The organism is Salmonella sp. 3C (genome assembly GCF_025426275.1).
Lineage (GTDB): Bacteria > Pseudomonadota > Gammaproteobacteria > Enterobacterales > Enterobacteriaceae > Salmonella > Salmonella enterica.
Map to the genome: position 1 here is coordinate 2,813,375 of NZ_CP104858.1, position 17,469 is coordinate 2,830,843.

The 17,469-nt window shown below is 55.1% G+C and carries 15 protein-coding genes, 1 tRNA gene and 1 pseudogene; 11 read left to right on the plus strand and 6 right to left on the minus strand.

The window, feature by feature from the left end; translation table 11 throughout:
• Window positions 1-15: 15 nt before the first annotated feature.
• The gene (gene dnaQ / locus N7E69_RS13250) at window positions 16-747 is read left to right on the plus strand and encodes a DNA polymerase III subunit epsilon (RefSeq protein WP_001670675.1); all 732 of its coding nucleotides are present in this window, start codon (window positions 16-18) and stop codon (window positions 745-747) included.
• Between the two features lie 133 nt (window positions 748-880).
• Window positions 881-957: transfer RNA gene (locus N7E69_RS13255), tRNA-Asp, on the plus strand.
• 321 nt (window positions 958-1,278) lie between these two features.
• Here the strand turns inward: N7E69_RS13255 and N7E69_RS13260 are convergent.
• From N7E69_RS13260 to tagK, 6 genes and pseudogenes are all read right to left on the minus strand, one after another.
• Window positions 1,279-2,334: an ImpA family type VI secretion system protein gene (locus N7E69_RS13260; RefSeq protein WP_000367626.1), complete on the minus strand. Its 1,056-nt coding sequence runs from the start codon at window positions 2,332-2,334 to the stop codon at window positions 1,279-1,281.
• 10 nt (window positions 2,335-2,344) lie between these two features.
• Window positions 2,345-3,340, minus strand: coding sequence for a type VI secretion system baseplate subunit TssG (gene tssG / locus N7E69_RS13265; RefSeq protein WP_000145239.1), 996 nt, complete (start codon window positions 3,338-3,340; stop codon window positions 2,345-2,347).
• Window positions 3,337-5,174 (minus strand): annotated as a pseudogene (tssF, locus tag N7E69_RS13270) (type VI secretion system baseplate subunit TssF). Before tssF ends, tssG begins: the two are co-directional and overlap by 4 nt.
• A 15-nt stretch (window positions 5,175-5,189) precedes the next feature.
• The gene (tssE, locus tag N7E69_RS13275) at window positions 5,190-5,684 is read right to left on the minus strand and encodes a type VI secretion system baseplate subunit TssE (RefSeq protein WP_000108007.1); all 495 of its coding nucleotides are present in this window, start codon (window positions 5,682-5,684) and stop codon (window positions 5,190-5,192) included.
• Window positions 5,681-6,505 carry a type VI secretion system accessory protein TagJ gene (locus N7E69_RS13280; RefSeq protein WP_000750548.1) on the minus strand — a complete coding sequence of 275 codons (825 nt, stop codon included), beginning with the start codon at window positions 6,503-6,505 and terminating at the stop codon, window positions 5,681-5,683. Before N7E69_RS13280 ends, tssE begins: the two co-directional genes overlap by 4 nt.
• On the minus strand, window positions 6,492-7,394 hold the full coding sequence (tagK, locus tag N7E69_RS13285; protein ID WP_000806684.1) for a type VI secretion system-associated protein TagK: 903 nt from the start codon (window positions 7,392-7,394) through the stop codon (window positions 6,492-6,494). Before tagK ends, N7E69_RS13280 begins: the two co-directional genes overlap by 14 nt.
• Before the next feature lie 367 nt (window positions 7,395-7,761).
• Between tagK and tssH the strand changes: the two genes are divergently transcribed.
• From tssH to tssL, 9 genes are all read left to right on the plus strand, one after another.
• Complete coding sequence (tssH, locus tag N7E69_RS13290) at window positions 7,762-10,401, plus strand: type VI secretion system ATPase TssH (protein ID WP_000449784.1); 2,640 nt, start codon at window positions 7,762-7,764, stop codon at window positions 10,399-10,401.
• Window positions 10,402-10,500: 99 nt separating this feature from the next.
• The gene (tssB, locus tag N7E69_RS13295) at window positions 10,501-11,037 is read left to right on the plus strand and encodes a type VI secretion system contractile sheath small subunit (RefSeq protein ID WP_001675674.1); all 537 of its coding nucleotides are present in this window, start codon (window positions 10,501-10,503) and stop codon (window positions 11,035-11,037) included.
• A gap of 23 nt (window positions 11,038-11,060) precedes the next feature.
• Entirely contained in the window at window positions 11,061-12,569 is a 1,509-nt protein-coding gene (gene tssC / locus N7E69_RS13300; protein WP_000013881.1) for a type VI secretion system contractile sheath large subunit, read from the plus strand.
• A gap of 66 nt (window positions 12,570-12,635) precedes the next feature.
• Window positions 12,636-13,022 (plus strand): BPSL0067 family protein, encoded by a 387-nt coding sequence (locus tag N7E69_RS13305; RefSeq protein WP_000323514.1) that lies wholly within the window; start codon window positions 12,636-12,638, stop codon window positions 13,020-13,022.
• 12 nt (window positions 13,023-13,034) lie between these two features.
• Window positions 13,035-13,481 (plus strand): STY0301 family protein, encoded by a 447-nt coding sequence (locus N7E69_RS13310; protein WP_001573854.1) that lies wholly within the window; start codon window positions 13,035-13,037, stop codon window positions 13,479-13,481.
• A gap of 251 nt (window positions 13,482-13,732) precedes the next feature.
• Window positions 13,733-14,218: an Hcp family type VI secretion system effector gene (locus tag N7E69_RS13315; protein WP_000312792.1), complete on the plus strand. Its 486-nt coding sequence runs from the start codon at window positions 13,733-13,735 to the stop codon at window positions 14,216-14,218.
• Window positions 14,219-14,284: 66 nt separating this feature from the next.
• On the plus strand, window positions 14,285-14,821 hold the full coding sequence (tssJ, locus tag N7E69_RS13320) for a type VI secretion system lipoprotein TssJ (RefSeq protein ID WP_001007103.1): 537 nt from the start codon (window positions 14,285-14,287) through the stop codon (window positions 14,819-14,821).
• Between the two features lie 3 nt (window positions 14,822-14,824).
• Window positions 14,825-16,168 (plus strand): type VI secretion system baseplate subunit TssK, encoded by a 1,344-nt coding sequence (tssK, locus tag N7E69_RS13325; RefSeq protein ID WP_000118732.1) that lies wholly within the window; start codon window positions 14,825-14,827, stop codon window positions 16,166-16,168.
• A complete protein-coding gene (gene tssL / locus N7E69_RS13330; protein WP_000132486.1) occupies window positions 16,165-17,469 on the plus strand; it encodes a type VI secretion system protein TssL, long form in 1,305 nt (434 codons plus the stop codon). The genes tssK and tssL overlap by 4 nt, the downstream gene beginning before the upstream one ends.

The following is a 17,469-nucleotide window of genomic DNA, read 5'->3' on the forward strand; positions in this document are numbered from 1 at the left end:
ACATAAATGACCGATATGAGCACTGCAATTACACGACAGATTGTCCTCGATACCGAAACCACCGGTATGAACCAGATAGGCGCGCACTATGAAGGTCACAAGATTATTGAGATCGGTGCGGTTGAGGTGATAAACCGTCGTCTGACCGGCAACAATTTTCATGTTTACCTGAAGCCCGATCGCCTTGTCGATCCAGAGGCTTTTGGCGTACACGGTATTGCCGATGAGTTTCTGCTGGATAAGCCGGTTTTTGCTGATGTGGTCGATGAGTTTCTTGATTATATCCGCGGCGCGGAGCTGGTCATCCATAACGCATCGTTCGATATCGGCTTTATGGATTATGAGTTTGGTCTGCTTAAACGCGATATTCCTAAAACCAATACTTTCTGCAAAGTTACCGATAGCCTGGCGTTGGCGCGGAAAATGTTCCCCGGCAAGCGTAACAGCCTTGATGCGCTGTGTTCGCGTTATGAGATAGATAATAGCAAACGTACTTTGCACGGCGCATTGCTCGATGCCCAGATCCTTGCCGAAGTGTATCTGGCGATGACGGGCGGACAAACGTCCATGACGTTTGCGATGGAGGGAGAGACGCAACGGCAGCAAGGTGAAGCGACCATTCAGCGAATCGTTCGCCAGGCCAGCCGGTTACGGGTCGTTTTTGCCTCTGAGGAAGAGCTGGCTGCGCATGAATCGCGACTTGATCTGGTGCAGAAAAAGGGCGGAAGTTGCCTTTGGCGGGCGTAATTTATTCCTTTTTAGGCTATAAAAATCATCCTTCGGGCGATTTTTGCAGCAACTGATTCAAAAGGTGAGAAAAAGCGTTGACGGGCGACACCGCAAACCGTAATATTCGCCTCGTTCCCAGCGGGAACATCACGGAGCGGTAGTTCAGTTGGTTAGAATACCTGCCTGTCACGCAGGGGGGCGCGGGTTCGAGTCCCGTCCGTTCCGCCAGATACAAATCTCAGGGGGGTTTTATACATCCTGTGAAGTAAAAAAAACCGTATCACTGTAAAAGGGATACGGTTTTTTTTCGTCTTCAAGAAGTTCCACCGCCTATCGTGGAATCTGACGCAAATGGGCCTACGCCTGGATGACGAACAGGATATTACCGCCACTTCTTTCACTGTCATGGCTATTTTGATCCCACTGACATTTAAGGCGCGGCCTCATGGCGGTGCTTAACCGGGATCGGGACATGTTCAGCGCAGAAGCAGACTGCGTAATGTTGATATCACTCAGATAATTACGGAGAACCGCCAGACATGCGCATCATCACTCCAGGGCATCCCACTTCTCCAGCAACTCCACCGGGATCTCATTGATCACCTCCGAGAACCGTTTTCCCACCAGTCTTTCAGCCTGGCGTAACAGTGGGATGGTCGGGCTACTGGGTTCACTGCTCTCAAACCAGCGACGAATGCACCGCAGGCGCTCCAGCGCATCATTACGATCGCGAATTGGCCCCGGTTCAGCATTGTGTGGGAGGGATATACCGGGGGGCGCGTTGACAGGCGGCACATCCTCTGCCCGTGCCGGAACGGCATTATCCATAACCGTGCCTGCGGGGTCTGGCACTGGCGCTGGCGACGGAGGGATTTCCGGTGTGGTTGTCTGTACCACGTCAGGCAGCAGCGCTAACAACTGCCGCAGGCGTGAAAAATCTGGAGCCAGATCGCCTAATGTCTCACGCGCCCACACTTGCAGGCGTTCTGCGCTTTCCTGCGCTTCGCGAAACGCCGCCAGCGGTAATGCCCCACGGGCTTCGAGGTCGGCTAGTTGCTGGCGGACGGATTCGGGGGCCAGCGCATCAGCCGGGCGGGGAGCGGATAACGCGCGCTCCACATCCCGTACCTGTAGGCGCAGGGCGGCACTGTTTGACAGCGTAATACCGCGAATGTCCGCCATCACGCCTTCGTGATCCAGCAGCGCCGCCAGGGCATTACTGCGCGCCAGCGACGCATCTTCAATAGATTCTGCGGATGCGCCTTCGCCGGTAAGCAGCTGTGGATGGAGTGCATCAGACCAGATTACGCTCAGTTCTGCCAGTTGTGTGAGCATTTCCGCCAGTCCCTGTGCGCCAGCCTGCTGGATGCGACTGCGCAGCAGCAGGATCAACACCCGGATATCCTTACTGCGCGTGAGCAGACGGCGCGCATCACGCTCAATTTCCGGCCAGTTCACGGCTTCCGGCGTACTGACAAAATCACCATATTGCGCCTCCGCCTGAGGGGCGGCGCGGCTGAACAGCAGCAGGTATTCCGGGTCGTACTCCGGATCGGGGCCGCAGGGTTGTTCCGCGCTTACCGGTTTAGTCAGGGACATATCCATATCATTACTCTCAGTGGGTTAAGCCGTGTTCAGGTTCAAAAATCATGCCGGTCACCGGACGGTCATGCATGGCTTTACCTGCCCAGGCCGTCCAGCCAAGCCGCTGCGCGCCGCCGATCACCGCAGGCGGTGCGGCATGAGGCTTCAACTGCAGCTCAATTTCCCAGCAATATTCAAAACCAATGAACGTACGCACCAGTTCTGTCAGCACGGGCAGATTGTTGCCGCCGGGCAGAAAACGCAGGTAATCCTCCAGCGTGAGCGGGCCGATAATTAGCCGGAATTTGTACTGCATATCCGGTACGGCCTGGCCGATAAGCGCCCCGTTGCCCAGCACCGAAGACTGCGCGGGCGTGCCCAGACGGGTGATTTCATCGTTCGCCACCGTTATCCAGTGCAGGGCGAACTCTTTCACCGCAAAAGGTACGCTGAAATAGTGCGCCAGCGTGGCGGCCAGCCCGTCAGGATTGCGCGATTCGCGTACCAGATGGGCGGAGGCTGCCAGGCGAACATGATCTGACAGCGGGCTTTCGGCGCTTTCCCGTAGATCCTGCCCGCTGAGACTGGCGATATAAAACGCAAAACGGTCGTGTTCCGGTTTGTCCAGCCCGCCACCAGCGGACTGGGCGCTGCGCCATGCCTGCCAGAACTGCGTTAGCCAGCGGTGGTGAAAAATATTGGAAAAATGAACCAGCGTCGGATCGTGACGACTCTCTGAGCGGTTTAGCGCCAGCTCGGTATAGTGCAGCGGCAACGGGCCGTTTGGCCCCCATAGTCCGAGGCTGTACAGGCTCAGGTGCAGGCGTCCATCCTGCCAGCTGACCTGGGCGATTTCCCGTGGCGCAAAGGTCATCGTCGGCGTCTGTCCCAGACGGAATTTTTCCATCCGTGGCTGCCAGATACTGCCTGCCGGAGTATCACAGAGCTGGGCATCCACGCGCCGCATCAGGTTCAGGAATCCGTAACGCCAGGGGGTTTTCTGCGCCTGGTCGAGAGCGCCGGTCATACGCTCCCCCGTTGCCCGGTTCTGACCGGCCAGGTCCGCGTTGCATCGAGTGCAGCGTCATCTGCGAGAAGGTATTAATGGAAACATGGCGGGCAATATAGTGTTCCAGCACCAGACCGAACAGGTAAGGACTGATACCGGAAAATCCTTCTTCGTCCACGGTCAGTTCGCAACTGACGCCCCGGCCATAGACCAACAGGCCGGAGCCGGGCAGGCTGCGCACCTGGCGCGACTGCGGGCTGTCGTGAGCCGGAATAAACAGATTCAGCAGATCGCGCAGCGCCTGACCGCCGGTACGGTGATCCAGATCGGCCAGCGGCAGATAATTAAACGACAACTGCCGGATCAGCCGCCAGGCCATTTCGCGTTCAGCCAGCGGCGGCTGCGGCGGGCGCGGCGGTCTGATAAGACCCACGCCCGCCACCGGAATCGCCGCATCTACGGTCAGATCATCCCGGCCATTACGTGGAATAAGGCAGGGCAGATCGCGGTTAGTCACCATTGCCGTGACGGTGATATGGCGCAGATTTTCCGGGTAGGGCGCTTCATGCTGATCAACCAGCGAGAGGAAGACTTCCGAGCCGGTATAGGGGGGTCGGGTGCCATAGCGGCGGGCGTTTTCTGACGAGCGGCGCGGTTCACGACGCAGTGAAAAATAACGCCCGTGGTTGCCTTCGTCATTATTACGGGTGTGATACAGCGGACGAAAAATCATCTTCCGTGTGGTTTCCGCTTCCAGGCCTTCGACTTCCTGGACAGAAAACACCTCGTAATCCAGCGGACGGGTACGATCCACCACCAGATGCTGTTCCGTCACGCTGTGAGTGACTTCAATCCGGGTGGTGGTGCGAGGAAACAGGTTGATCACCGGCGTACAGAACAGGCTGAACTGTGCAGCGTCCGTCTGATGAATCAGCCAGTCCGGCGGCAGGCGGTTAAGCAGTATGACAATTTCCGCCACATTGCCCTGCACCTTTTGTAGACCGGCAGACAATCCGGTCGGGGTGAAGAAGTAAAACCGTTCCGGACAGGCGAAAAATTCATGCAGCAGATTATGCCCATGAAACACGTTCCAGGCGAGCGGCAGCAGCCCCTGCCCTGGCTCCAGCCCTTCGTGCGCCACCGGGTGTTGAAGATTCACATTCAGTTCGCCGTCAAAGTGACCGGGTTCACCGGCCAGTGTGGCGACGGCGCTGGTATGTAGCAGCTCAAACAGGTGTGACGCAATGCGTTCTTCGCCGCAGAGGTAAAAGGGCAGCCGTGCCGGACCGGCCAGGTCGCTGAAAGTCAGTTCCCCGAAGGTTCGCAGGGTGATGCGCAATGCCCCGGCGACATGAATATTAGGCGGCAGATAGCGGTGCAGGGCGGGCATATCCGGCGGCGCGGCGGTCAGGCGTACCTCCTCGATGGACAGCGGCCACAGCGTGACGTCCTGGCTGCTGCGAAACTGGCAGGCGGTATTTTCGCCTTCCGGGATGGGGGAAACGAACGCGGTATCGCGCGGCACGGTGACCCCTTTCGCCAGGTCGCCTTCCTGCGTATCGGGATACAGCTTTACCACTGCCATCGATGGCGTGGGGGTGACGTAATTGGGGCTGACGACTTCCAGTAACCGCTGTGTGAAGCGGGGAAATTCGGCGTCAATTTTTAGCTGAGTGCGGGCGCTCAGAAAGCTGAACGCCTCGATCATGCGTTCCACATACGGGTCGGCAATATCGGTTCCCTGCATCCCCAGTCGGGCGGCAATTTTGGGATGGAGGGTGGCGAACTCAGCACCGGTCTCCCGCAGGTAGCTCAGTTCGCGGTTGTAATACTCCAGTAGCCGTGGATCCATGAATAATGCCCTGTATTAAAAGAACGTAATGCGGCTCAGCTCCATATCCAGCGCGCTGCGTACCAGAAACTCCGTGGGATACGGCTGCGTCAGAATTTGTCCGCGAATTTCAAACTGTAGCGTGTTATAGCTACCCTGCCGGGTTTTATCGAGCAATGGCGTGACCCTGAGTGTGGCGGCGTTCAGCCGGGGTTCGAAACGGATAATGGCGCGCCGGATCGCCTCGCTGATATCGTCCCACTTATGCTCATACATAAAGCTGCCCGCCAGCGGCGGCAGGCCATAGTTGAGCACTGACGCCGCCGCCTGCGGATAGCGCCGGGCGTCGATGTCACCCTCGTGGCTAATGGTATTGAGCAAAAAGGAGAGATCCCGACGAATGATCTCCTTCAGTTGTACCGGCGTGACGCTGATATCCCGGTCAATTTTCTGATACGGAGCATTGTCACACAGCCGATCAAACAGCGTAGGCAGCAGGTGGTTAGCGGGTGTAAAACGAGACGTGCTCATGCGCCATCGTTTTCCTGAGCATGAAAGGTACAATGGGCCATGTCCAGCAGGCTGATATCGCCGTGGCTGGTCAGCCACACTTTCTGCCCCAGCGCTCGCACGGTGGTTTCGCCGGGGCCGTCCTGCCAGGCGGTTTCCCGGCACAGACGCAGGGCGTCGGATGCACTTTCCGAACCGCTGTAACGGGTAAAGAGCCAGGCGCCGTGCGTATCGCCATTCACCAGGGTGATATTAACGGGTTTCCACAGCAGATCGGTCAGGCGCGTCGGTTGCGGCGATTCCAGCGAGCGTATTTGCGAAAACGGCAGCCAGATATACACGCCGCCGGTGACTAGCTCAAGTACCGGGCCAAGGCGGGAATCGCTGTCGCTCGCCCAGTCAAATGCGCCGCCGTTCCACTGCCCGCCCGTGTCTGTTATGGCTTCCAGTGCGGTATTACGGTGTTTATCAACCTCACCGGTATCGTCATGACAGGCGAGTGCCGCCAGCAGTGACTCCACCCAAACGGGCTGCGGCAGAAGAAAACCGGGTCGTTGTTCACCCTGAAAAACGGTGTGGCGGAACATTTCGCAGCGAACCAGCTCCCGGTACAGCCGGGCCTCCTGGGTATAATTGGCCTCCATCCTGGCACATAGCTGAAGCTGGTGTAGCGCCCGCGACCAGTCTCCGGCCACACACAGCAACTGAAACAGGCTGTGGCGGCAGAGCGCCTTCGCCGGATTTTCCCGAACCTGCTGCTCCGCCATCTGAATCCCCTCCGCAATAGAGTATTCCTGTAGCAGCGCGGACAGGGTAGCAGGAAGCGTGTCAGTTTTTTTCATGGGCGGTATTTCCATTTTTCTGTGTCGGAGTGATTCGGTAGTGGCTATCGATGCCAATAATACGATGCTCGCGGCGGGTCAGATCGGGCAGTATCTCGCTATGTGCGGTTTTCCCCCCCAGTTCCGGCGAGAGCAGTTGTAGGATATCGGGCATTGATTCCATCGCCAGCCAGTGCATTTCACCCTCACCGGTCGTGTCCAGCGTATCCAGAATGGCATCAATACCGGGCGCGCCTGCCACCATATCCTGTAACGTGTCGGTGTCGCCCTTTTTATCGTATAACGACGTCAAATCCTGGGTGACAGCGTCTTCATTTCGGGGAAACGGTTTATCACGGAGGGGCTTTTCCTGCCCGGAGGGTCGCAATGCCTGCTGATATTCCTGGTAAAGCTGGTGTAGCGTGCTATCCGCTTCATGGCCGGTGTAAGAGGATGCGGTTTCCCGGACGGGAATAATATCGAACGGGTTCTGCGGATTGAGCTGTTGTTGTTTAAACCAGTCCAGATCCAGGTACTCAGCAACGGATTCAGATGACTGAACCAACTGAGGAAACGAAACATCGGGACGGGACTCATCATTGGTGCGGGCAAGGCACCAGGATGACAGACCCCATTCAATCGTATCTCCATCATTCAGCCGCATACGGTGATGAGGTTCCATCACCTGCTCATTGACGGCACAGCACAGTTCATCAGAGTGATTAACAATCCACCACGCCTCTTCGTGGCGAACAAGACTGAGCGCGATATCGTCTTTCCCATGTTGCTCAAAAAGCGGAATGTAGGGGGCGGCGGCAGTAAATACGATGTATGTCCCTGCGGGATACTGTGCGTTATCCGTTATACCCTGCGACTGTATTTTCCGTAATTCCCACATGTCTTGTTTCATTATGTCCCTTAAATGTATTTATTTTTCTGGAGGAAACGTTTAGGGAGTTTTAATTCATAAATAATTTTAACTAAATTCATAGGGAGTCATTATTGATGACACCCTTTTTATTATTTTCGTCGTGAATGCATTGTTGTATGCATAGATGTCTTTTTTGAAATATTATTTCTTTTAATTCTACAATTTCGATTTTTATCTTGCTGTTTATTGATTATTTAATATTAACGGCTTAGTTGCTAATTAGTCCCTGATCTGTATCATTGTTTTGTTTCGATATTTTTTCGAGGCTATCAATAAAGAATTGTTTATATATTTATATGCATTGATGCATTATTTTTATGAATTTTTATGTCACAAGGCATAACACATGGAAACTCCTGTTTCACGCAGTGCGTTGTATGGAAAACTGGCCGGCCCACTATTCCGGTCGCTGGAATCGGCAACGGCATTTTGCAAACTACGCTCTAATCCCTGGGTTGAGCTGACTCACTGGCTGCACCAGTTAACACAGCAGCCCGATAACGATATTCTCCACGTTCTTCGGCATTACCAGATCCCTCTTTCTGATGTGGAGAAAGCGTTACTCCGGCAACTGGATATGCTGCCCGCCGGGGCCAGCGCCATTAGTGATTTTTCTCACCATATCGATCTCAGCGTTGAAAAGGCCTGGATGCTGGCGAGCGTCCGTTACGGCGATAACAAAATTCGCAGCGGCTGGTTGCTGCTGGCCTTGTTGACCACGCCAGAACTGCGTCGGGTACTGAGCAGTATCTGCGCGCCGCTGGCCACGCTTCCGGTTGATGAACTGACGGAAATACTGCCCTCGTTGATCGAAACATCGCCGGAAGCGCAGGAGCGCCCTTACGACGGCTCCGGCCTGGCATCAGCCATTCCCGGTGAAAGCAGTCAGGCGATTCCCAACGGCGGGCAGGACGGTAAATCCGCGCTGGCAAAATACTGTCAGGACATGACGGCACAGGCGCGCGACGGCAAAATCGACCCGGTGACGGGGCGTGAGCATGAAATCCGCACCATGACGGATATTCTGCTGCGCCGTCGCCAGAATAATCCACTACTGACTGGTGAGGCGGGCGTCGGGAAAACGGCGGTCGTCGAAGGTTTTGCCCTCGCGATTGCGCAGGGGGAAGTGCCGCCCGCGCTGCGGGAAGTACGGCTACTGGCGCTGGACGTTGGCGCTCTGTTGGCCGGAGCCAGCATGAAAGGCGAGTTTGAATCTCGTCTGAAAGGGTTACTGGAAGAGGCCGGGCGCTCGCCGCAGCCGGTTATTCTGTTTGTCGATGAAGTTCACACTCTGGTGGGCGCGGGCGGCGCATCCGGCACGGGCGATGCCGCTAACCTGCTGAAACCGGCGCTGGCGCGCGGCACCCTGCGGACTATCGGCGCCACCACCTGGAGCGAATACAAGCGCCATATTGAGAAAGATCCGGCGCTGACCCGGCGTTTTCAGGTGTTGCAGATTGCCGAGCCGGAAGAGATCCCCGCAATGGAAATGGTGCGTGGTCTGGTGGATACGCTGGAAAAACACCATAACGTACTGATTCTGGATGAGGCGGTACGTGCGGCGGTACAGCTTTCTCACCGCTACATTCCCGCCCGGCAGTTGCCGGATAAGGCCATCAGCCTGCTGGATACCGCCGCGGCCCGCGTGGCGCTGACGCTGCACACGCCGCCTGCCAGCGTACAGTTCCTGCGCCAGCAGCTAAAAGCGGCGGAAATGGAACGGTCGCTGTTGCAGAAGCAGGAAAAAATGGGGATTCAGTCAGATGAGCGGCGCGATGCGCTGACGGCGCGAATTTTCTCGCTCAACAATGAACTGACTGCATCCGAATCTCGCTGGCAGCGGGAGCTGGAACTGGTACATACGTTGCAGGAACTGCGTGTCGCAGAGTCTGATGCTGATGACAAAACCACGCTGCAACAGGCCGAAACGGCGCTAAGGGAGTGGCAGGGCGACGCGCCGGTGGTGTTCCCGGAAGTCAGCGCGGCGGTTGTCGCGGCGATTGTCGCCGACTGGACCGGTATTCCTGCCGGGCGCATGGTGAAAGATGAGGCCAGCCAGGTGCTGGAACTGCCTGCCCGACTGGCGCAACGCGTTACCGGGCAAGACGGCGCGCTGGCGCAGATTGGTGAACGTATTCAGACCGCCAGGGCGGGACTGGGCGATCCACGCAAACCGGTGGGCGTGTTTATGCTGGCCGGGCCGTCCGGTGTCGGTAAAACCGAAACCGCGCTGGCGCTGGCGGAGGCTATCTACGGCGGTGAGCAGAACCTGGTAACCATCAATATGAGCGAGTTCCAGGAGGCTCACACCGTTTCCACGCTGAAAGGCGCGCCCCCCGGCTATGTGGGCTATGGCGAGGGTGGTGTGCTGACGGAAGCAGTGCGTCGCCACCCCTGGAGCGTAGTGCTGCTCGACGAGATCGAAAAAGCGCACCATGACGTCCATGAACTCTTCTATCAGGTGTTTGACAAGGGCGGGATGGAGGACGGTGAGGGAACACATGTCGATTTCAAAAACACCACGCTATTACTCACCACCAACGTGGGTTCCGACCTCATCAGCCAGATGTGTGAAGATCCGGCCTTAATGCCCGATGCTACGGGGCTTAAAGAGGCGCTAATGCCGGAATTGCGCAAGCATTTCCCGGCGGCATTTCTGGGCCGCGTGACGGTGATCCCTTACCTGCCGCTGGATGAAACGTCGCGTGGCGTGATTGCCCGTCTGCACCTTGACCGGCTGGTGGCGCGGATGGGTGAACAGCACGGCGTGACGCTGACGTATAGCGAGGAACTGGTCGCACATATTGTGGCGTGCTGTCCAATGCATGAAACGGGCGCGCGGTTGCTGATTGGCTACATCGAACAGCACATTCTGCCACGACTGTCGCGCTACTGGTTGCAGGCCATGACGGAAAAAGCCGCGATCAGGCAGATTGATATCGGCGTTAATGGTGATGAGCAGATTGTTTTTGAGATCGTTTGCTGAAACCGGCCGTTCGAAGTGTCCGTAGTGCGATTTTAAAAACTGTACCGGTATACCGCTCCCCTTGCGGCAACCAGTTGACTAAAAAGGAAATGAAGGATTATGGCTATCAACAATAGCGCGCAGAAATTCATCGCGCGCAACCGCGCGCCGCGCGTGCAGATTGAATATGACGTAGAGATTTACGGTTCCGAGAAAAAAATCGAGCTGCCGTTCGTGATGGCGGTGCTGGCCGATCTGGCCGGGAAACCGCGTGAAGAACTGCCGCCGGTGACGGATCGCAAATTCCTCGATATTGATAACTTCAATGAGCGCATGAAAGCCATTGCGCCGCGCGTGGCGTTCGCTGTGCCGAATACGCTGACGGGTGAAGGTCAGTTGATGGTCGATATCACGCTGGAAAATATGGACGACTTTTCGCCGGCACAGATTGCCCGCAAGGTGGACGCCCTGAACCAGTTACTGGAAGCCCGCACTCAACTGGCGAACCTCCAGACCTACATGGATGGCAAGGCCGGGGCGGAAAATCTGGTCAATAAACTGTTGCAGGACCCGACTCTGCTGAAAACGCTGGCGAATGCGCCGAAATCGGCCGCTACCCAGCAAGATGTGTCAGCGGATAATGAATCAGCGGAATAACGTCGAATTTTTAAGGAATTTTCATGGCAAACAGTAATATGCAGGCAACCGACGCGGTTGCTCAGGATACCGCCTCCGCATCCGGTGAATTTGATGCGTTGCTGAATCAGGCCTTCCGACCCAAGACTACCCAGGCGGCAAAAGCCGTGGAAGCCGCGGTGCAGACGCTGGCGCAACAGGCGCTGGCGAACACGATCACCGTCAGCGATGACGCCTATAAAAGCATCAGCGCTATTATTGCGCAGATCGACTTTAAACTGACCGAACAGATCAAACTGATCCTGCAACATCCCGACTGGCAGAAGCTGGAATCCTCGTGGCGCGGTATGGAGCATCTGGTTTACAACACCGAGACCGACGAAAAGCTGAAAATTCGCTTCATGAATCTGTCAAAAGATGAATTGCGGCGCAACATGAAGCGTTACAAGGGCATCGCCTGGGATCAAAGCCCGATGTTCAAGAAACTGTATGAAGCCGAATACGGCCAGTTAGGTGGCGAACCTTATGGCTGTATCATTGCGGATTACTACTTCGACCATACACCGCCCGATGTGGATCTGCTTGGCTCTATCGCCAAAGTCGCCGCGTCGGCCCATGCGCCGTTTATTGCCGGGGCTTCCCCCTCGGTACTGCAAATGGACTCCTGGCAGGAACTGGCGAATCCCCGCGACCTGACCAAAATCGTCACCCAGAACCTGGAATATGCGCCGTGGAACTCGCTGCGGGCTAGCGAAGACTCCCGTTATATTGGCCTGACGATGCCGCGTTTTCTTGCCCGCCTGCCGTATGGCGCAAAAACCAACCCGGTGGACGAGTTTGATTTTGAAGAAGATGCGGATGGTTCTGACCATACCAAATACGTCTGGAGCAACGCGGCCTACGCGATGGGCGTAAACATCAACCGTTCCTTCAAACACTACGGCTGGTGTACGTTGATTCGCGGTGTGGAATCAGGCGGTGCGGTGGAAAATCTTCCCTGCCATACCTTCCCGACTGACGATGGCGGCGTGGACATGAAATGCCCGACCGAAATCGCCATCTCTGACCGCCGCGAGGCTGAACTGGCGAAAAACGGTTTTATCCCGTTGATCCACCGTAAAAACTCAGACTATGCCGCCTTTATCGGCGCACAATCGCTGCAAAAACCACAGGAATACTACGATCCGGACGCGACGGCCAACGCCAACCTGTCCGCCCGTCTGCCGTACCTGTTCGCCTGCTCGCGCTTCGCTCACTTCCTCAAATGTATCGTCCGCGACAAAATCGGTTCCTTTAAAGAGCGTGAGGATATGCAGCGCTGGCTAAATGAATGGATTATGAATTACGTCGACGCCGATCCGGTGAACTCCTCGCAAGAAACTAAAGCCCGTCGTCCGCTGGCTGCCGCTGAAGTAGTGGTGGAAGAGGTGGAAGGCAATCCAGGTTATTACGACGCGAAATTCTTCCTGCGTCCGCATTTCCAGCTTGAAGGGCTGACGGGATCGCTGCGCCTGGTGACAAAACTGCCGTCAGTGAAGCAGGGCAATGCCTGATGCATTTATTTTGTGAATGTTTAAGCGAGTGAAGTCAGAGAAGATAGAGAATATAAAGAGGGATATATGGCATATATTTACGGTTTGGTTGATTCGTTGCAAGGGAAAGATCAGGTCGGTGATGGGGAGTGTGTGACTTTAGTCAAGCAATATGCACATTTGGGGGTTACAGGAACCTGGAAGCAAGGGCGAAAGGTTTTTGGGGATAAGTCGATCCCCAGGGGGACAGCAATCGCAACTTTTGTTAATGGTAAATACCCAGCTGGTGACGCTGTGCATAAACATGCGGCTTTCTATCTTGAACAGGATTCTAACTATATTTATGTTATGGATCAGTGGAAAAAGAAGAAAAAAATCTCGTCCCGCTCACTTTCTCGTAAAGGTGGGATACGTAGTGATGGCACATATCCGGATGCCAGTAACAATGCCGAAGCTTTTTATATTATTGAGTAGGAAATACATATTATGACCATAAGCTCAACTTTTCATCTGTTACCTGGTATTGTTCTGCTCTTTTCACAATATGCTGTAGCCTGGGAAGTCAGTTGTCCGGCTGTTATTGATACTCAGTCTTCTGCTGTGAGCCTGAAGTCTGATGTCCCAGCGCCGTGGCAGCTTTCTCCTCGATATATGTCGCGTTTATGGTTAAGTAGTATTGGGGTAACGCAGGGTAAACCTGAAAACCTGATGGATCTCAAACCAGAGACTAAAAAAGTAAACGGTGAAAATTGGTCTGTATGGGAAACAGAACGTGTTAGCGATAAAGAAACCGATCGCTATTGGGTTTCGTGCATTTATGGTCATGAACAGATATGGTTGGCGCAACCAATACCTGCTTCTTCTACTCGCTGTAAGACCCGTGATTTTGAGGGGTCGCCAGAAGACCAGTCTGTATCTTTTATCTGTAATTAGCAATTTGAAACGTGAAAATTTCAGTATAGATTATGGTTTTTATTATCGGAAGCTATGAGGCATTATTTATATGCATTAAATAATGCAAACTCATAAAATAACTAAATACATTATCGGTATCGGAAAAATATACAGTCTTCTGTTGTCCTGAAATTATTGGAGAGGAATTCTGTACGGCAATGATTTATCTATAAACAAAGATGTAGATAAAATCAGATTAATTTTAAGTAAAACTTAACAAGGATATAAAAATGGCTTATGACATTTTTTTGAAAATTGACGGCATTGACGGCGAGTCAATGGATGACAAACACAAAAATGAAATTGAAGTACTGGGCTGGCGCTGGAATATTCATCAGGAATCCACCATGCACGCCGGTAGTGGCCTCGGCTCCGGTAAGGTCTCTGTCACTAATCTGGAATTCGAGCATTATATCGATCGCGCCAGCCCGAATCTGTTCAAATACTGTGCCTCCGGTAAGCACATTCCGCAGGCCATTCTGGTTATGCGTAAGGCTGGCGGCAACCCGTTGGAGTACCTCAAGTACACCTTTACCGATCTGATCGTTGCGGTCGTTTCACCTAGCGGTAACAGAGAAGGCGAAATCGCGTCTCGCGAGCGGATTGAGCTCTCCTTCAGCATCGTGAAGCAGGAATACGTGGTGCAGAACCAGCAGGGTGGCAGCGGCGGCACCATCACCGCAGGCTACGACTTCAAGGCCAACAAAGAAATTTAACGGTTGTTTTTCCGGCCAGATTTATATCTGGTCGGATTTATTGTTTTGATTTTAAAGGAATTTACAGTGAATGAATGGCGTAACCCCACTCGGTGGTTATGTGCGGTAGCTATGCCTTTTGCACTGCTCCTGCTTTCCGGATGCGGCAGTAGCGATGCGTTACCTGACCTCGAATCACAGCGACTCGACCTGAGCGTGAAAGCCTCCGATAAGGTGAATCCTGACAATCAGAAGAAGGCCGCGCCCATTGAGATACGTGTTTATGAACTGAAAAATGACGCCGCTTTCACGACAGCTGATTACTGGTCGCTCCATGACAACGACAAATCCGTCCTTACCGACGATTTAGTGCGTCGCGACAGCTTTATTTTGCGTCCCGGCGAAGAGAAAAAACTGCGTCGCCCGCTGAATGCGCAGACCACGGCAATCGGCGTACTGGCCGGATACCGTAACCTGGCCAAATCGGTCTGGCGGGTAACCTACAAAATCCCGGAAGCCCCGGAAAAAGCCTGGTACAGCAACTTCATACCGGGGAAAGGAAAAGTGCAGTTGGATGCGGAACTGGAACAAAGCGCTATTGTAATTACGGAACGGGATAAATGAATTATGAGCTGGAATGACCGCGTAGTCTGGAGTGAAGGACAATTTTTACTGCCGCAGATGTTTCAGCAGCAAGAGCGTTATCTGGAACACGTCATGCATTACCGCAGCCTGCCGCTGACCCCCTTTTTCTGGGGATTCAGCCACTACAATATTGATGGCGAAGCGCTGAACATCGGTAAACTGATACTGAAAGAGGCATCAGGGATTTTTCCTGACGGTACGCCGTTTAACGCACCGGACCATACCCCGCTGCCGCCGCCGCTGACCATCCTGCCGGAGCACCTGAACCAGCAGATTTGTCTGGCGGTACCGGTACGCGCGCCGAACAGCGAAGAAACTACGTTTGACAATAACCCGGAATCACTGGCGCGTTTCTCGGTACACGAACACGACATCCGCGACGCCAACTCGCTGGGACGTGGCGCGCAGTTATTACAGCTCAGTCACCTGCGCCTGCGGCTGCTGCCGGAAAAGGCGGTGACGGGCGCCTGGATTGGCCTGCCGCTGACCCGCATCACCGGGCTGAACCCTGACGGGCGGATAGATATCGACCACGACCTGATCCCGCCCATCATTAATTATCAGGCCAGTTCACTGATGTGTACCTGGCTGTCGTGGATCAACGATCTCATCCGGATGCGGGCCGATTCGCTGGCGGAACGGCTGACCGGCAGCGACAACCACGGCCATGAAGCAGCAGAGGTCTCCGATTACCTGCTGCTGCAAATTCTCAATCGCTTTGAGCCGCTGCTGACTCACCTGGCGAAAACCCCGCTGGCCCCGGAAGTGTTGTATCGCTACCTGTCCGAACTGGCCGGGGAACTCTCCACCTATGTGCGTCCACAAACGCGACGGCCCGCTGAATATAAAGAGTACAAACACCTGACGCCCTATGCCGGGTTGAAATCACTGGTCGATGAGGTGCAGTTCCTGCTGAATGCAGTACTGATCCGGGGCGCGCAGCGCATCGAGCTGAAAGAGGGGACTTACGGCATCCTGAATGCGGTGGTGGCTCCTTCCGATCTTGCCGATTTCAGCACGCTGGTACTGGCGATAAAGGCTTCAATGCCGACCGATGTGCTACTGCAACATTTTGCCGCCCAGACCAAAATCGGGCCATCCGATCGCCTGCCGGAACTGATCCGCTCGCATCTGCCGGGGCTGGCTTTGCAGGTTCTGCCTGTACCACCGCGCCAAATCCCGTTTCAGGCCGGATACATCTATTACGACATCCGCCGCGAGGGAGCATTGTGGGAACACATTGCCCGTTACGGCGGGATGGCCATGCATACCGCCGGGGAATTTCCGGGGCTGGAGACAGAACTGTGGGGAGTGCGCGATAAATGACAGACAGTACCCTGACGCCGCCAGCGGCGGACATGATGTCCTTTTTGTCCACCACGCCGGAGCATAAGGACAGTGAATATGAAACGCCGGTACACACCAGCCAGCGCACGGAACTCAATGTCATCGTTGAAGACGGTCCGGACAGCAAACTTCGGCTGGCTGAAATCAGCGCGGCGGCTAACCCGTTGCTCGCCGCTGCCCGGCCTTTATTGTGCGCTCTCGCAGCCATGCCCGCTAAACTGGATGCGGCCCTGGTAGAGCCTTACCGTAATCTGCTGGTACGCGAGATGCATCTGTACCAGACATTATGCGATCAGGCGAACCTGCGGCGCGAGCACGTACTGGCGGTACGTTACTGCCTGTGTACGGTGCTTGATGAAGCCGCCAATAACACAACCTGGGGACGGCGCGGCGTCTGGGCCGGAAAAAGCCTGCTGGTAACATTTCATGGTGAAAGCGAAGGCGGGATAAAACTTTTCCAGATCATCGGGCGTCTGGCGGCCAGCTTCCAGGAACATGGCAACGTACTGGAGGTTATCTACCACCTGCTGGGGCTGGGATTTGAAGGCCGCTACAGCGTGCAGCCAGACGGGCGTAAGCAACTGGACAATATTCGTCAGCAACTGCTGACACAGCTTTCACAGCGTCGCGATCCGGTCATGCCCGCGCTCTCGCCTGACTTTCAGGGGGCGATAAGCGGACGACTGCGGCGGATGCGCCGGGTGCCGGTCTGGCTGAGCGCCGGGATAGCCCTGTTGGCGATGCTGACGCTGTTTGGCCTTTACAGCCACCGGATGGATGTGCAGACCGTCACCGTACAACAGCATATTGATGCGATTGGTATAAAACTGCCGCCGCCGCCCGTGCCGGTTCATAAGCTGCGGCTGAAAATCCTGCTGGCAAACGAAATCGCCCGTGGCCTGCTGACCGTGGACGAAGATGACCAGCACAGTAGGGTGGTCTTCCGTGGCGACGCCATGTTTGTGCCGGGACAGAAAACGGTGAGTGACGCAATCCGGCCAGTGATTAACAAAGCGGCGCGGGAAATCGCCCGCGTGGGCGGCGCAGTCACTGTAACGGGTCACACTGACAGCCAGCCCATTCATTCGGCTGAATTCCCATCCAACCTGGTGCTGTCGGAAAAACGGGCGGCGGAAGTTGCGGCGTTGCTGACCTCCGGCGGCGTACCTGCCGGACGGGTACATATCGTCGGCAAGGGCGATACGGTGCCGGTGGCGGATAACGGCAGTAAAGCCGGGCGGGCGAAAAACCGTCGGGTGGAAATTCTGGTAGTGGAGTGA